Annotated in this window: 13 protein-coding genes; 6 read left to right on the top strand and 7 right to left on the bottom strand. The window is 60.5% G+C overall.

All coding sequences use genetic code 11. The features are described 5' to 3' along the window. Nucleotides 1–19: 19 nt before the first annotated feature. The 6 genes from prpD to AB4P96_RS09625 all read right to left on the bottom strand — a co-directional run bounded on the left by prpD (nt 20) and on the right by AB4P96_RS09625 (nt 8457). Nucleotides 20–1504, bottom strand: a complete 1485-nt coding sequence (gene prpD, locus AB4P96_RS09650) for a 2-methylcitrate dehydratase (protein ID WP_395600718.1) — start codon at nt 1502–1504, stop codon at nt 20–22. Nucleotides 1505–1704: 200 nt separating this feature from the next. Then, nucleotides 1705–2895, bottom strand: coding sequence for a 2-methylaconitate cis-trans isomerase PrpF (gene prpF / locus AB4P96_RS09645; protein ID WP_395600717.1), 1191 nt, complete (start codon nt 2893–2895; stop codon nt 1705–1707). Nucleotides 2896–2905: 10 nt separating this feature from the next. After that, nucleotides 2906–5500: a Fe/S-dependent 2-methylisocitrate dehydratase AcnD gene (acnD, locus tag AB4P96_RS09640; RefSeq protein WP_395600716.1), complete on the bottom strand. Its 2595-nt coding sequence runs from the start codon at nt 5498–5500 to the stop codon at nt 2906–2908. Between the two features lie 183 nt (nt 5501–5683). Further along, on the bottom strand, nt 5684–6811 hold the full coding sequence (gene prpC, locus AB4P96_RS09635) for a 2-methylcitrate synthase (protein WP_099548790.1): 1128 nt from the start codon (nt 6809–6811) through the stop codon (nt 5684–5686). Between the two features lie 42 nt (nt 6812–6853). After that, the gene (gene prpB / locus AB4P96_RS09630; protein WP_395600715.1) at nt 6854–7747 is read right to left on the bottom strand and encodes a methylisocitrate lyase; all 894 of its coding nucleotides are present in this window, start codon (nt 7745–7747) and stop codon (nt 6854–6856) included. Beyond that, entirely contained in the window at nt 7744–8457 is a 714-nt protein-coding gene (locus AB4P96_RS09625; RefSeq protein WP_017134741.1) for a GntR family transcriptional regulator, read from the bottom strand. The genes prpB and AB4P96_RS09625 overlap by 4 nt, the downstream gene beginning before the upstream one ends. Before the next feature lie 272 nt (nt 8458–8729). Between AB4P96_RS09625 and AB4P96_RS09620 the strand changes: the two genes are divergently transcribed. From AB4P96_RS09620 to AB4P96_RS09595, 6 genes are all read left to right on the top strand, one after another. Next, nucleotides 8730–9263 (top strand): ATP-dependent zinc protease, encoded by a 534-nt coding sequence (locus AB4P96_RS09620; RefSeq protein ID WP_017134740.1) that lies wholly within the window; start codon nt 8730–8732, stop codon nt 9261–9263. Between the two features lie 5 nt (nt 9264–9268). After that, a complete protein-coding gene (locus AB4P96_RS09615) occupies nt 9269–10801 on the top strand; it encodes an inactive transglutaminase family protein (protein ID WP_017134739.1) in 1533 nt (510 codons plus the stop codon). Then, nucleotides 10801–11787, top strand: a complete 987-nt coding sequence (locus tag AB4P96_RS09610; protein ID WP_395600714.1) for an alpha-L-glutamate ligase-like protein — start codon at nt 10801–10803, stop codon at nt 11785–11787. Before AB4P96_RS09615 ends, AB4P96_RS09610 begins: the two co-directional genes overlap by 1 nt. Nucleotides 11788–11966: 179 nt before the next feature. Continuing rightward, nucleotides 11967–13310: an aminodeoxychorismate synthase component I gene (pabB, locus tag AB4P96_RS09605; RefSeq protein ID WP_395600713.1), complete on the top strand. Its 1344-nt coding sequence runs from the start codon at nt 11967–11969 to the stop codon at nt 13308–13310. Between the two features lie 227 nt (nt 13311–13537). Further along, nucleotides 13538–13840, top strand: a complete 303-nt coding sequence (locus tag AB4P96_RS09600; protein WP_099548789.1) for a type II toxin-antitoxin system HigB family toxin — start codon at nt 13538–13540, stop codon at nt 13838–13840. Beyond that, the gene (locus AB4P96_RS09595; protein ID WP_099548788.1) at nt 13840–14196 is read left to right on the top strand and encodes a type II toxin-antitoxin system HigA family antitoxin; all 357 of its coding nucleotides are present in this window, start codon (nt 13840–13842) and stop codon (nt 14194–14196) included. Before AB4P96_RS09600 ends, AB4P96_RS09595 begins: the two co-directional genes overlap by 1 nt. A gap of 109 nt (nt 14197–14305) precedes the next feature. Here AB4P96_RS09595 and thrH read toward each other — a convergent pair whose 3' ends face one another. Continuing rightward, on the bottom strand, nt 14306–14923 hold the full coding sequence (thrH, locus tag AB4P96_RS09590) for a bifunctional phosphoserine phosphatase/homoserine phosphotransferase ThrH (RefSeq protein WP_236460261.1): 618 nt from the start codon (nt 14921–14923) through the stop codon (nt 14306–14308). Nucleotides 14924–14971 lie beyond the last annotated feature (48 nt).

The raw sequence follows: 14971 nt of genomic DNA, 5'->3' as shown, positions 1-14971 counted from the left end.
GTTAGCTTTTTGGTGTTTGTCAGATCACAAACAGGTCCACAAACCGATTCGCCGGCGTAGCCTCAAGCCGCGCCTGATCCTTGCACAACGCAAAAATCTCGCCACTGCGCTGCGCGGTAAACCGCGTGGCCAGGTTGGCTTTAAACTTGTCCTCCAGCAATGGAATGCCATCCACCCGACGGCGGCGATGCCCAATCGGGTATTCCACCGCGACCTGCTCAGTGTGGGTGCCATCCTTGAAAAACACCTGCACGGCATTGGCGATAGAGCGCTTGTCGGCCTCCAGGTATTCGCGGCTGTAGCGCAAGTCCTCAACGACCTCCATCTTTTCGCGCAGCTCATCGATGATCGGGTGCGCCGCGTGGAATTCATCCTCGTACTGCTCGGCCACCAGATTACCGAACGCCAACGGCACCGCAGTCATGTACTGCAGGCAGTGGTCGCGGTCGGCAGCGTTGGCCAGTTTCCCGACCTTGGAAATGATGCGAATCGCCGACTCGTGGGTGGTGATCACAATGCGTTCGATTTCATGCAGACGATCCTTGACCAACGGGTGCAAGGTCACGGCCGCTTCACAGGCTGTTTGCGCGTGGAACTCGGCCGGGAAGCTGATCTTGAACAGCACGTTTTCCATCACATAGGTGCCATAAGGCTGGGACAGGCTGAACGCGCGCTTGTCCTCAGGCTTAAGCGCCAGGTCTTTATTGGTGTGGCTGAACAGCACGTCATAAAAACCCCATTGCGGCGCGCTCAGCACACCGGGGATGCCCATCTCGCCGCGCAGCGCGATATCCGCCAGGCGTACGCCACGGCTCGATGCATCCCCGGCCGCCCAGGATTTGCGCGAGCCGGCATTCGGCGCATGGCGATAGGTGCGCAGCGCCTGTCCATCGACAAACGCGTGGGACAACGCCGACAGCAGCTGTTCACGGTTGGCGCCCATCAGCTTGGCGGTGACCGCCGTGGAGGCGACTTTCACCAGTAACACATGGTCGAGGCCGACGCGGTTGAAGGAATTTTCCAGGGCAATCACGCCCTGGATTTCGTGGGCCATGATCATCGCTTCCAGCACCGCACGCACGGTCAGTGGCGCATCGCCGTTGGCCACGCGTTTTTGCGACAGGTGATCGGCCACGGCGAGGATGCCGCCGAGGTTATCCGAAGGGTGGCCCCATTCGGCGGCGAGCCAAGTGTCGTTGTAGTCGAGCCAGCGCACGATGCAGCCGATGTCCCAGGCGGCTTTGACCGGGTCCAGACGCAATGAAGTGCCCGGCACACGCGCGCCGAACGGCACGACGGTGCCCTCGACGAGCGGCCCCAGGTGCTTGGTGCACTCGGGGAAGCGCAGGGCCAGCAGGCCGCAACCGAGGGTGTCCATCAGGCAATTGCGTGCAGTGTCCAACGCGTCGCGGGAATCGATGCGGTAATTGAGGACGTAGTCGGCAATGTCCTGCAGGACCTGGTCGTAGTCGGGGCGGTTATTCTGGTCGACGTTGGCGCTCATGGCAGTACTCCAAAGTGGGTTGGGGTTAGTCCTCGGGCTTACGGTTATTGGAAAGCAGATCTTGGGTGTCTGCCTTGAAATAGAGAATCACCTGTGGGAGCCGGGCTTGCCCGCGATGGCATCACCTCGGTTCATCTGAAACACAGAGGTGATGCCATCGCAGGCAAGCCAGCTCCCACACAAGCCAGCTCCCGCAAGGGTTAGAACGCGTCGCCGGGCACGCGCACGAAGCCTTCCATCAACACCCGTGCGCTGCGGCTCATGATGGCTTTTTTCACCACCCATTCGCCGTTCACCTGGGTGGCTTCGGCACCGACGCGCAAGGTGCCGGACGGGTGCCCGAACCGCACCGCGTTGCGCTCGACACCACCGGCCGCGAGGTTGACCAGGGTGCCGGAAATCGCCGCCGCCGTGCCAATCGCCACCGCCGCCGTGCCCATCATCGCGTGGTGCAACTTGCCCATGGACAGTGCGCGCACCAGCAAATCCACATCACCGGCCTTGATTGCCTTGCCACTGGAGGCCACGTAATCCAAAGGTTTTGCCACAAACGCGACCTTCGGCGTGTGCTGGCGCTGGGCGGCTTCGTCCAGATGTTGGATCAGGCCCATGCGCAACGCGCCATAGGCCCGCACGGTCTCGAACATTGCCAGGGCCTTCGGGTCGCTGTTGATCGCGCCTTGCAGCTCGGTGCCGGTGTAGCCGAGGTCTTGGGCGTTGATGAAAATCGTCGGGATACCGGCGTTGATCAGCGTCGCCTTGAAGGTGCCGACACCCGGTACTTCCAGGTCGTCGATCAGGTTGCCGGTGGGAAACATCGAGCCACCGCCGCCCTCTTCTTCCGCTGCCGGGTCCATGAACTCCAGCTGCACTTCGGCAGCCGGGAAGGTCACGCCGTCGAGCTCAAAGTCGCCGGTTTCCTGTACCGCGCCGTCGGTGATCGGCACGTGAGCGATGATGGTCTTGCCGATATTGGCCTGCCACACCCGCACCACCGCTACACCGTTATGCGGCACGCGGGCCGGGTCAACCAGGCCAGCGCTGATGGCAAACGAACCCACCGCCGCCGACAGGTTGCCGCAGTTGCCGCTCCAGTCGACAAACGGCTTGTCGATGGAGACCTGGCCAAACAGGTAATCCACGTCGTGATCGGCCCGGGTACTTTTGGCCAGGATCACGCTTTTGCTGGTGCTGGAGGTTGCACCGCCCATGCCGTCGATTTGCTTGTCGTAGGGATCGGGGCTGCCGATGACCCGCAACAGCAAGGCATCGCGAGCAGCACCCGGCACCTGCGCCGACTCGGGCAGGTCCTTGAGGCTGAAAAACACGCCCTTGCTGGTGCCGCCACGCATGTAGGTGGCGGGGATCTTGATTTGCGCTGCGTGTGCCATGGTTATCCCCTTAAGCCGTCGCCGCCGATTCCAGGAAGTCCTGGGCAAAACGTTGCAACACGCCGCCCGCCTCGTAGATCGACACTTCTTCGGCGGTGTCCAGGCGGCACGTCACCGGCACTTCGACACGTTCGCCATTCTTGCGGTTGATCACCAGCGTCAGTTGCGCAAGCGGGGTGCGTTGGCCGACCACGTCATAGGTTTCGCTGCCGTCGATCTTCAGTGTGTGGCGGTCGGTGCCCGGCAAAAATTCCAGCGGCAACACGCCCATGCCCACCAGGTTGGTACGGTGGATGCGCTCGAACCCTTCGGCGGCAATCGCCTCCACACCGGCCAGGCGTACGCCCTTGGCCGCCCAGTCGCGGGACGAGCCCTGGCCGTAGTCGGCGCCGGCGATAATGATCAGCGGCTGCTTGCGCTCCATGTAGGTTTCGATGGCTTCCCACATCCGCGTGACCTGGCCTTCGGGCTCGATACGCGCCAGGGAACCCTGCTTGACCTTGCCGTTTTCCACGACCATTTCGTTGAACAGTTTCGGGTTGGCAAAGGTCGCGCGCTGCGCGGTCAAGTGGTCGCCACGGTGAGTCGCGTAAGAGTTGAAGTCGACTTCCGGCAGGCCCATTTTCGCCAGGTATTCGCCGGCGGCGCTGTCGAGCATGATCGCATTGGACGGCGACAGGTGGTCGGTGGTGATGTTGTCCGGCAGTACCGCCAGCGGGCGCATGCCCTTGAGCGGCCGCGCACCCGCCAGCGCACCTTCCCAGTACGGTGGGCGACGGATATAGGTACTCTGCGGGCGCCAGTCGTACAGCGGCGCGACTTTGGGGCCAGTGTCTTCGTGGATCGCGAACATCGGGATGTAGACGGCGCGGAACTGCTCCGGTTTGACCGACGCCTTGACCACAGCGTCGATTTCTTCGTCGCTTGGCCAGATGTCTTTCAGGCGGATTTCCTTGCCGTCGGCATCCAGGCCCAGCACATCCTTTTCGATGTCGAAGCGGATGGTACCGGCAATCGCATAAGCCACCACCAACGGCGGCGAAGCCAGGAACGCTTGCTTGGCATACGGGTGAATACGTCCGTCGAAGTTGCGGTTACCCGACAGCACGGCAGTGGCGTACAGGTCGCGGTCGATGATTTCTTGCTGGATCACCGGGTCGAGTGCGCCGGACATGCCATTGCAAGTGGTGCAGGCAAAGGCCACCACGCCGAAGCCGAGTTTTTCCAGCTCATGGCCAAGGCCGGCTTCTTCCAGGTACATGGCCACGGTTTTCGAGCCCGGCGCCAGCGAGGATTTGACCCACGGTTTGCGCGTCAGCCCCAGCTGGTTGGCGTTACGTGCCAGCAAGCCTGCGGCAATCACGTTGCGCGGGTTGCTGGTGTTGGTGCAACTGGTAATGGCGGCGATGATCACCGCGCCGTCGGGCATTTGCCCCGGCACATCATCCCACTGACCGGAGATGCCTTGGGACGCCAGATCGCTGGTGGCAACACGCGCATGCGGGTTGCTCGGGCCGGCCATGTTACGCACGACGCTGGACAGGTCGAAGGTCAAGCCGCGCTCGTATTGCGCGCCCTTGAGGTCATCGGCCCACAGGCCGGTGTGGCGGGCGTATTGCTCGACCAACGTGACTTGTTCGTCTTCGCGGCCAGTGAGTTTCAGGTAGGCGATGGTTTGCTGGTCGATGTAGAACATCGCGGCGGTAGCGCCGTATTCCGGGGCCATGTTGGAGATGGTCGCGCGGTCGCCCAGTGTGAGTGCCGAAGCACCCTCGCCGAAGAACTCCAGCCACGCACCCACGACTTTCTGTTTACGCAGGAACTCGGTCAGCGCCAGCACCATGTCGGTGGCGGTGATACCCGGTTGCAGCTTGCCCGTCAGCTCCACGCCGACACTTTCCGGCAGGCGCATCCACGAGGCGCGGCCGAGCATCACGCTCTCGGCTTCAAGGCCACCGACGCCGATGGCGATCACGCCCAGGGCATCCACGTGCGGGGTGTGGCTGTCGGTGCCGACGCAGGTATCGGGGAAGGCCACACCGTCACGCACCTGAATCACCGGGGACATTTTCTCCAGGTTGATCTGGTGCATGATGCCGTTGCCCGGCGGGATCACGTCGACGTTCTTGAAGGCCTTTTTGGTCCACTCGATAAAGTGAAAACGGTCTTCGTTGCGACGGTCTTCGATGGCGCGGTTTTTCTCGAATGCGTCCGGGTCAAAACCACCGGCTTCCACGGCCAGGGAGTGGTCGACGATCAGTTGGGTCGGCACCACCGGGTTGACCTGCGCCGGGTCACCGCCTTGCAGGGCGATCGCATCGCGCAGGCCAGCAAGATCCACCAACGCGGTCTGGCCGAGGATGTCATGGCACACCACACGTGCCGGGAACCAAGGGAAGTCGAGGTCGCGTTTGCGTTCGATCAGTTGGCTCAGGGAAGCGTTGAGGGTGGCCGGGTCGCAGCGGCGTACCAGGTTTTCGGCGAGCACGCGCGAGGTGTACGGCAAGGTGGCATAGGCGCCGGGCGCGATTGCCTCGACAGCCGCGCGGGCGTCGAAGAAATCCAGGCGGCTGCCGGGCAGCGGTTTGCGAAATTCAGTGTTCATCGTCAGGACTCGGTCACGGTAGGTTCACAAGGCGAACTGTCGACACTGGCCTGGCTCTCTGTGGGAGCTGGCTTGCCTGCGATGGCATCACTGCGGTGTGACAGGTACACCAGGGTGATGCGATCGCAGGCAAGCCAGCTCCCACAGAAAAGCACATAGGCCAATGTGCCTGGTTCATGCCACTCAGCGACGTTCGATTGGCACGAACTTGCGCTGCTCAACGCCGATGTACTCGGCGCTTGGACGGATGATGCGGTTGTTGGCGCGCTGCTCGAACACATGCGCAGCCCAGCCGGTCAGCCGTGAGCACACGAAGATCGGCGTGAACAGCTTGGTCGGGATGCCCATGAAGTGGTACGCCGAGGCATGGTAGAAGTCAGCATTGGGGAACAGCTTTTTCTGTTCCCACATGGTCTTGTCGATGGCTTCGGAGACCGGGAACAACACTTTGTCGCCGACCTCATCCGCGAGTTGTTTCGCCCAGCCCTTGATCACTTCATTACGCGGGTCGCTGTCTTTGTAGATCGCGTGGCCAAAGCCCATGATCTTGTCTTTGCGCGCCAGCATGCCGAGGGTGCCTTCGACGGCTTCTTCGGCCGAACCGAAACGCTCGATCATCTCCATCGCGGCTTCGTTGGCGCCGCCATGCAACGGACCGCGCAGCGAGCCGATGGCGGCAGTCACGCAGGAATACAGGTCGGACAGGGTTGAAGCACACACGCGGGCGGTGAAGGTTGAGGCGTTGAATTCGTGCTCGGCGTAGAGGATCAGCGACACGTTCATGACTTTTTCATGCAACGCGCTGGGCTTCTTGCCATGCAGCAGGTGCAGGAAGTGGCCGCCGATGCTTGGCTCGTCGGTCACGCAGTCAATCTTTTTGCCGTCGTGGCTGAAGCGATACCAGTAGCACATGATTGCCGGGAAAGCGGCGAGCAGGCGGTCGGTGACATCGTGCTGCGCGCTGAAGTCTTTCTCGGGTTCGATATTGCCCAGGAACGAGCAACCGGTGCGCATCACGTCCATAGGGTGGGCGTCGGCAGGAATGCGTTCCAGCACTTCTTTAAGCGCTTGCGGCAGGTCGCGCAGTTTGCTGAGTTTGGCGCTGTAGGCAGCCAATTCGGTTTTGCTCGGCAACTCGCCGTAGAGCAGCAGGTAGGCGACCTCTTCAAATTGCGCATCGGCGGCCAGTTCACGCACGTCATAGCCGCGATAGGTCAAGCCGGCACCGGCCTGGCCGACGGTAGACAGTGCGGTCTGCCCGGCCACCTGGCCACGCAGGCCGGCACCACTCAGTACTTTTGCTTCAGCCATGGTTCTTCTCCAATTTTGTAGTTATTCAGGGAGGCGCGTTCGTTACTTTTTCGCGGCGAACAGCGCGTCGAGCTTCTGCTCGAAGGTGTGGTAGTCGATGCGATCGTAAAGCTCTATGCGGGTTTGCATGGTGTCGATGACGTTCTGTTGCGTACCGTCGCGACGGATCGCGGTGTAGACGTTCTCGGCAGCCTTGTTCATGGCGCGGAAAGCCGAGAGCGGGTACAGCACGATGGAAACATCGGCAGATTTCAGTTGATCGACTGTGTAGAGAGGGGTTGCACCGAACTCGGTGATGTTGGCCAGGATCGGGGCCTTTACCTTTGAGGCGAAGAGCTTGTACATCTCCAGCTCAGTGATGGCTTCCGGGAACACCATGTCGGCACCGGCTTCGATGCAGGCGGCGGCACGCTCCAGCGCCGACTCCAAGCCTTCAACCGCCAGCGCGTCGGTGCGCGCCATGATCACGAAGCTGTCATCGGTGCGCGCGTCTACGGCGGCCTTGATGCGGTCGACCATTTCCTGCTGGGACACGATTTCTTTGTTCGGGCGATGCCCGCAACGCTTGGCGCCGACCTGGTCTTCGATATGGATGGCGGCGGCGCCGAACTTGATCATCGACTTGACGGTGCGCGCCACGTTAAAGGCCGAGGAGCCGAAACCGGTGTCGACGTCGACCAGCAGCGGCAGGTCGCACACGTCGGTGATGCGGCGTACGTCGGTGAGTACGTCGTCCAGGCCGGTGATGCCCAAGTCCGGCACGCCCAGGGAACCGGCAGCTACGCCGCCGCCTGACAGATAAATCGCCTTGAAACCGGCACGCTTGGCCAGCAGCGCGTGGTTGGCATTGATTGCGCCAACCACCTGCAAGGGCTGTTCGCTGGCAACGGCGTCACGAAAACGCTGGCCTGGAGTGGTTTTATTGTTGGAACTCATGACTCACCTCGTGATGAAGGAGCGCCGTCCGGGAAATGACGGGCAATATTGCGTTTGGAAGCGCCGATATGGCGGCGCATCAACAACTCGGCCAGTTCACCGTCGCGATCGGCAATCGCGTCAAGAATGCGGTGATGCTCGGCAAAAGCCTGGCGTGGACGATTCGGGGTGGCGGAGAACTGGATGCGGTACATGCGCACCAATTGGTACAGCTCGCCGCAGAGCATTTGGGTAAGGGTGCGGTTACCGGCGCCTTGAATTATCCGGTAATGAAAATCGAAGTCGCCCTCCTGCTGGTAGTAGCCCAGGCCCGCCTGGAACGCTTCGTCGCGCTCATGGGTGTGCAACACCTGGCGCAGCTCTTCGATTTCGGCGTCGGTCATGCGCTCGGCGGCCAGGCGGCAGGCCATGCCTTCCAGGGACTCGCGGATTTCATACAGTTCGATCAGCTCGGCATGGCTCAAGGACACCACTCTTGCGCCCACATGAGGCACACGCACCAGCAGGCGCTGGCCTTCGAGGCGGTGGATAGCCTCACGCAACGGGCCACGGCTGATGCCGTAGGTGCGCGCCAGTTCCGGTTCGGAGATCTTGCTGCCGGGAGCGATTTCACCCTTGACGATGGCGGCCTGGATACGCCGGAAGACGTTCTCTGACATGGTCTGGGAATCGTCTTGCGACACCACCGGAGTTTCCAGCTGATCCAGCATATTGTCGACACCTTTAAAAGCAATGTCGCAAAAACTAGCCAATCAAGCCTTATTAGTCAAAGAATAAATCCATATTGTCGACAATCATCTAATAACCCTTGCCGCACCTTCGCTGGGCATGGCCGCCTGCCAGCGCTGGCGCCAGAAAAGCATCATGTTAGAATGCCCGCCGCTTTTGCCTGACATCACTTGATGAAACGGCGCACGAGGGAGTTTGCGCAGCAATGCCAGTCGCCTTGAATTAAACATCGCACTGCACCGCGTCAGGATCTATGAGACTCAAGCCCTTCCTTCTTATTTGCCTACTGTGCATACCTGGCCTTGGCGTTGCCGCCGAGAAGACCGTGTATGGCCTGAATGAATACGCCAAATTGGCCGGCATCGACCTGGAAGTCGCCGCCAAACTCGACACCGGCGCCAAGACTGCCTCGTTGAGCGCCCGCGATATCAAGCGTTTCAAGCGCGACGGCGAATCCTGGGTACGCTTTTATCTCGCCATCGACACCGCCCATTCCCACCCCATCGAACGCCCCCTGGCCCGCGTCAGCAAGATCAAGCGCCGCGCCGGTGACTACGACCCCGATGAGGACAAGAACTACACCGCCCGCCCAGTGATCTCCCTGGATATCTGCATGGGCACCGCTTTACGCAGCATCGAAGTGAACTTGACTGACCGCAGCGCCTTCCAATACCCGCTGCTGATCGGCTCCGAAGCGTTGAAACGCTTTGATGCGCTGGTCGACCCCAGTCTTAAATACGCAGCGGGCAAACCCGCCTGCGCCGCCGACGCTCATACCGCCGAGTAAACCGAATGCGCTCTCTGACCCTGCACCTGAGAATCCTGATCACCATCCTGGTGGTGTTGGGTATTTCGGTCACCGCCTATCAGATTTTCGTGCTGGGAATTCCCGTCACCGAAGACGCCACCGACGACCTGTGGAACATCGACGCCAAGGTCGAGTTCGTCGCCAACCCCAAGGACCCGGTGAAGATCTCGATGTTCGTGCCGCCCCTGAGCCGCGACTTCGTCAGTCTCAATGAAAGCTTTATTTCCAATAACTACGGCGTGAGCGTCAACCGCACCGACGGCAACCGCAAGGTCACCTGGTCGGCGCGCCGGGCCAAAGGCAAGCAGACCCTGTATTACCGCCTGGTGCTGACCAAGCGCTACAGCGGTGAAAAGGTCAAGGTCAAAGGCCCGACCTTCCGTGACAGCATCGCTGTGGAAGGCCCGGAAAAAATCGCCGCCGAAGCCCTGCTGGCGCCGATCCGCCAGCATTCGGCCGACGTCGAGACCTTTATCACCGAGGCGATCAAGCGCACCAACAACCTCAACGACGACAATGTAAAGCTATTGCTGGCGGGCGACCCGTCCACGCCACACAAAGCCAAGATCGTCGAACTGTTGCTGTCCATCGCCCATGTGCCGGTGGAAAAAGTCCACACCATCCGGCTAGTCGCCGACCAGCCGCAAACTCCGGAACTGTGGTTGCGCAGCTTCAACGGCAATGACTGGCTGTACTTCAACCCGGAAACCGGCGAGCAAGGCCTGCCGTCCGACCGGCTGCTGTGGTGGACCGGCGATGAAAACCTGATCACGGTGGATGGCGGCAAGAAGGCCGCAGTGACCTTCAGCCTCAACAACAGCGAGATGAACGCGATTCGCCTGGCCAAGCTGACGGACGAAAACACCGACGCCAATTTCCTCGAATACTCGTTGTACGGCCTGCCGCTGCAAACCCAGCAAACCTTCATGATCATGGTAATGATCCCCATCGGCGTGCTGGTGATTCTGATCCTGCGCAACCTGATCGGCCTGCAAACCCTGGGCACCTTCACCCCGGTACTGATCGCCCTGGCGTTTCGCGAGACGCAATTGGGCTTCGGCATTGCGCTGTTTACTATCATCACCGCGCTGGGCCTGTCGCTCAGATCGTACCTGGAACACTTGAAGCTGCAGATGCTGCCGAGGCTCTCGGTGGTGCTGACCTTTGTGGTGGTGCTGATTGCGGCCATCAGCCTGTTCAGCCACAAGCTGGGCCTGGAACGCGGGTTGTCGGTAGCACTGTTCCCGATGGTGATTCTGACCATGACCATCGAGCGCCTGTCGATCACCTGGGAAGAACGTGGCGCCAACCATGCGTTGAAAGTGGCCGTGGGCACACTGTTCGCCGCCGCCCTGGCGCACATCATCATGAGCGTGCCGGAGCTGGTCTACTTTGTGTTCACCTTCCCGGCCATCCTGTTGATCCTGGTGGGTTTCATGCTGGCCATGGGTCGCTATCGCGGCTATCGCCTGACCGAGCTGGTGCGTTTCAAGGCCTTCCTCAAGGCTGATTCGTAATGTTCGGCTTCTGGAAAACCTGGAAGGCCCTCGAAGCACGAGGGATCATGGGCATCAACCGGCGTAACGCCGACTACGTGCTCAAGTACAACAAGCGCAGCCTGTACCCGATCGTGGATGACAAGATCATCACCAAGGAACGGGCGATTGCGGCGGGCATCCATGTGCCCGAGATGTACGGGATCATTTCCACCGAGAAGGAAATCGACAAGCTCGACGATATCATCGGTGGGCGCAGCGACTTCGTGATCAAACCGGCCCAGGGTGCCGGCGGTGATGGCATCCTGGTGGTAGCCGACCGGTTTGAAGGGCGCTACCGCACGGTGTCCGGCAAGATCATCAGCCATGAAGAAATCGAGCACCAGATCTCCAGCATCCTCACCGGTTTGTACTCCCTGGGCGGCCACCGCGACCGCGCACTGATCGAATACCGCGTGGTGCCCGACCAGATCTTCAAGAGCATCAGCTACGAAGGCGTGCCGGATATCCGCATTATCGTGCTGATGGGCTACCCGGTGATGGCCATGCTGCGTCTGCCGACCCGCCAGTCCGGCGGCAAGGCCAACCTGCACCAGGGCGCGATTGGCGTGGGTGTGGACCTCGCCACCGGCCTGACACTGCGCGGCACCTGGCTGAACAACATCATCACCAAACACCCCGACACCACCAACGCGGTGGATGGCGTGCAGCTGCCCAACTGGGACGGGTTCATGAAGCTCGCGGCCGGCTGCTATGAGCTGTGCGGGCTGGGCTATATCGGCGTGGACATGGTGCTGGACCAGGAAAAAGGTCCGTTGATCCTGGAGCTGAATGCGCGACCGGGGCTGAATATCCAGATCGCTAACGACTGCGGTTTGACGTTGCGTACCCATGCGGTTGAAGCGCGACTGGACGAACTCAAAGCGGCTGGCGTGACCGAAACTGCGGAAGAACGGGTGAAGTTTGTGCAGGAAATGTTTGGGCATATTCCTGCGGTAGAAGGCTGATGGCCTCATCGCAGGCAAGCCAGCTCCCACACGCGATCAACCAGTGGGCGCTGGCTTGCCTGCGATAGCTTTCTGACAAGCAACACCTCTATCCAGCTATCACCGACATCCCCTCTAGGACCAAACCCTTCAGGGGACTACAATCGCCACCCCCACGCCAACAGCTGATCCACCCTGCAATGTCGACCTGCTCCGTACACCCGATGCCCTACCGGGCCAACCCCGCCGACTACTTTGCGGCGATTCGTCATGCCCCTGGCGCAGTGCTGCTCGACAGTGGCCGCCCGGCTGCCGAACGCGGGCGTTATGACTTGCTCAGCGCCTGGCCGCGAGCGACATTGACGGTTGCGCCTGACGAAAGTGGCGGTGATTTCCTGCAACGCTTGCGGACCAACCTGACGCAGTTGGGCGAAGCGGATCTGCCTGCAGGTTATGCGCTGCCGTTTGCTGGCGGCCTGATTGGCTACTTGAGTTATGACTTTGGCCGGCACTTGGAGCAAATGCCTGATTGGGCTGTGGATGACCTGCACCTGCCGGATGCGCGCTTCGGGCTGTATGCCTGGGCGCTGATCAGCGATCACCAGGCACAGACCAGCCAGTTGGTCTTTCACCCCACGCTGGCCGACAGCGAACGGCTGCGGTTGGTCAACCTGTTCGGGCAACCTGCTGCTGAATCATCTGACACCTTCAAGCTCAACGGTCCCATGGCACCGGAGCTCACGCCCGAGGCCTACCGAGAGGCCATCGCGCGTATTCAGGACTACATCCAGGCGGGCGACTGCTACCAGGTCAACTTTGCGCAACGTTTTCGCGCGCCCTGCAGCGGCGATCCCTGGGTGGCGTATTGCGCGTTGCGCGAGGCCTGCCCTACCCCGTTTTCCGGGTTTCAGAGCCTGCCCGATGACGGCGCGGTACTCAGTCTGTCGCCGGAACGCTTCGTGCAGATCAGCAAACGCCAGGTCGAAACCCGCCCAATCAAAGGCACCCGCCCGCGGGGTTTGACGCCTGAAGAAGACGCCGCCAACGCCGCCGAACTTCTGGCCAGCGCCAAGGATCGCGCCGAAAACCTGATGATCGTCGACCTGCTGCGCAACGATCTCGGCCGCACTTGCCGCACCGGCTCGGTGAAAGTGCCGGAGTTGTTCAGCCTGGAAAGTTATCCCAATGTGCACCATTTGGTGAGCAGCGTGACGGGGGTGCTGGCCGACGACAAAGACGCCCTCGACCTGATCGCCGGCAGCTTCCCTGGCGGCTCCATCACCGGCGCGCCAAAGATTCGCGCGATGCAGATCATCGATGAGCTGGAGCCGACCCGACGCGGGTTGTACTGCGGCTCGCTGGTGTATCTGGATGTACGCGGCGAGATGGACAGCTCCATCGCCATCCGCAGTTTGCTGGTCAAGGATGGGCACGTGAACTGCTGGGGCGGTGGCGGGATCGTGGCGGATTCGGAGTGGGAGGCGGAGTATCAAGAGTCACTGACCAAGGTGCGGGTCTTGTTACACACTTTGGAAAACCTGTAGCACCCCGCCTTTCCTGGCGCTCGTACGCGGCGCCCAGTGACAGAAAAAACCTGAATCAGAACGGCTGTGGACGCAGTATGAGCGGGCGGATAGCGTCCGGCTCAGACCGTCCACCCGCCACCTGTGAAGGATCACATGAAGCGAATGCCTACTCGTCAGAAATTATTTCCGGGATTGCATCTCACACGAACCCCACCTAACATCTCCCAAATTGGGAGGGAGCAGCGATGCGGATAATCGCCCTCTCTACCTTAAGGACATTCTGGGAAAGCCATCGCGCTTATACCGATGCCAAGACACCGCTGGTCGAACTGTATCGCCATATGGAGAGGACCACTTACACAACGCCACAGGCGCTCAAGGCAGAGCTTGGAACGGCGAGCATTCTCAAGGGCGGCAGAGTTGTTTTCAACGTGGGCGGCAACAAGTATCGAGTGATCATGGCGATCGACTATCAACGACAGCTGGGGTTCGTGCGTTTCGTGGGAACCCATATGCAGTACGACCAGATCAACGCGGAGACCGTGTGATGAACATCAAACCTATTCATTCCCAGGAAGACCTGACCGCTGCGCTTGCGCGTGTGGAGCAGCTTTGGGGCGCGGACATTGGCTCGCCAGAGGGTGACGAGCTGGAAATTCTTGCCGTGCTTATTGAGAAATACGAGGCGGAACACTTTCCCATGCCGCCTTCGGACCCAGTGGAGGCGATCAGATTTCGCATGGAGCAATTAGGCATGACTGCCCGTGATCTGGAGCCCTTTATCGGCACCAGTGGGCGGGTGTCAGAGGTGCTGAACCACAAGCGCAAGCTGAGCCTGTCGATGATCAAGCGGCTGCATGAAGGCTTGAGCATTCCATATGAGCGGTTACTGGCCGGGGTTTAGGCAGTGGCCGCACTGGCCTCATCGCAGGCAAGCCAACTCCCACAGGTTGACCGCATTCAGTGTGGGAGCTGGCTTGCCTGCGATGGGGCCATCAACAGCACTGAGTCACTTACAGGCTCAACTGCCGATTCGACGCCTTGATGAACGCTTTCTTCAAGTCCTCAAAGGTATGCACCGCCGGGAACTGCGGGAACTCGCGAATCACGTTTTCTGGCGCATGGAACAGAATCCCACGGTCAGCTTCACCCAGCATCGTGGTGTCGTTGTAGGAATCGCCAGCGGCGATCACGCGGTAGTAAAGGGTCTTGAACGCCAGTACGGATTGGCGCTTAGGGTCTTTCTGACGCAGTTGATAGCTCACCACTCGATCATTTTCATCAGTGATCAGGCGGTGGCACAACAAGGTCGGGAAACCCAGCTGGCGCATCAACGGCTGGGAGAATTCGTAGAAGGTGTCCGACAGAATCACCACCTGGAAGCGTTCGCGCAACCAGTTGACGAACTCGATGGCGCCGTCCAGCGGCTCGAGGGTCGCGATTACTTCCTGGATATCGGCGAGTTTGAGGCCATGCTCGTCAAGAATGCGCAGACGCTGCTTCATCAACACGTCGTAGTCGGGAATGTCACGGGTGGTGGCCCGCAGGGATTCAATACCGGTTTTTTCGGCGAAGGCGATCCAGATTTCCGGAACCAGCACCCCTTCCAGGTCGAGACAGGCAATTTCCACAAGACACTCCTATTAAATGTTGTTAGTTGAGCGAGCAAAAGGACTGCC

This window comes from Pseudomonas sp. B19125 (assembly GCF_044218855.1).
In the GTDB taxonomy this organism is placed as follows: domain Bacteria; phylum Pseudomonadota; class Gammaproteobacteria; order Pseudomonadales; family Pseudomonadaceae; genus Aquipseudomonas; species Aquipseudomonas edaphica.
This window is presented reverse-complemented; position numbering and strand designations above follow the sequence as displayed.

Excerpts from the sequence above, each read along its gene's own strand:
- prpD (WP_395600718.1), bottom strand. The coding sequence starts at position 1,504 with ATGAGCGCCAACGTCGACCAGAATAACCGCCCCGACTACGACCAGGTC.
- prpF (WP_395600717.1), bottom strand. The coding sequence starts at position 2,895 with ATGGCACACGCAGCGCAAATCAAGATCCCCGCCACCTACATGCGTGGC.
- acnD (WP_395600716.1), bottom strand. The coding sequence starts at position 5,500 with ATGAACACTGAATTTCGCAAACCGCTGCCCGGCAGCCGCCTGGATTTC.
- prpC (WP_099548790.1), bottom strand. The coding sequence starts at position 6,811 with ATGGCTGAAGCAAAAGTACTGAGTGGTGCCGGCCTGCGTGGCCAGGTG.
- prpB (WP_395600715.1), bottom strand. The coding sequence starts at position 7,747 with ATGAGTTCCAACAATAAAACCACTCCAGGCCAGCGTTTTCGTGACGCC.
- AB4P96_RS09625 (WP_017134741.1), bottom strand. The coding sequence starts at position 8,457 with ATGCTGGATCAGCTGGAAACTCCGGTGGTGTCGCAAGACGATTCCCAG.
- AB4P96_RS09620 (WP_017134740.1), top strand. The coding sequence starts at position 8,730 with ATGAGACTCAAGCCCTTCCTTCTTATTTGCCTACTGTGCATACCTGGC.
- AB4P96_RS09615 (WP_017134739.1), top strand. The coding sequence starts at position 9,269 with ATGCGCTCTCTGACCCTGCACCTGAGAATCCTGATCACCATCCTGGTG.
- AB4P96_RS09610 (WP_395600714.1), top strand. The coding sequence starts at position 10,801 with ATGTTCGGCTTCTGGAAAACCTGGAAGGCCCTCGAAGCACGAGGGATC.
- pabB (WP_395600713.1), top strand. The coding sequence starts at position 11,967 with ATGTCGACCTGCTCCGTACACCCGATGCCCTACCGGGCCAACCCCGCC.
- AB4P96_RS09600 (WP_099548789.1), top strand. The coding sequence starts at position 13,538 with ATGCGGATAATCGCCCTCTCTACCTTAAGGACATTCTGGGAAAGCCAT.
- AB4P96_RS09595 (WP_099548788.1), top strand. The coding sequence starts at position 13,840 with ATGAACATCAAACCTATTCATTCCCAGGAAGACCTGACCGCTGCGCTT.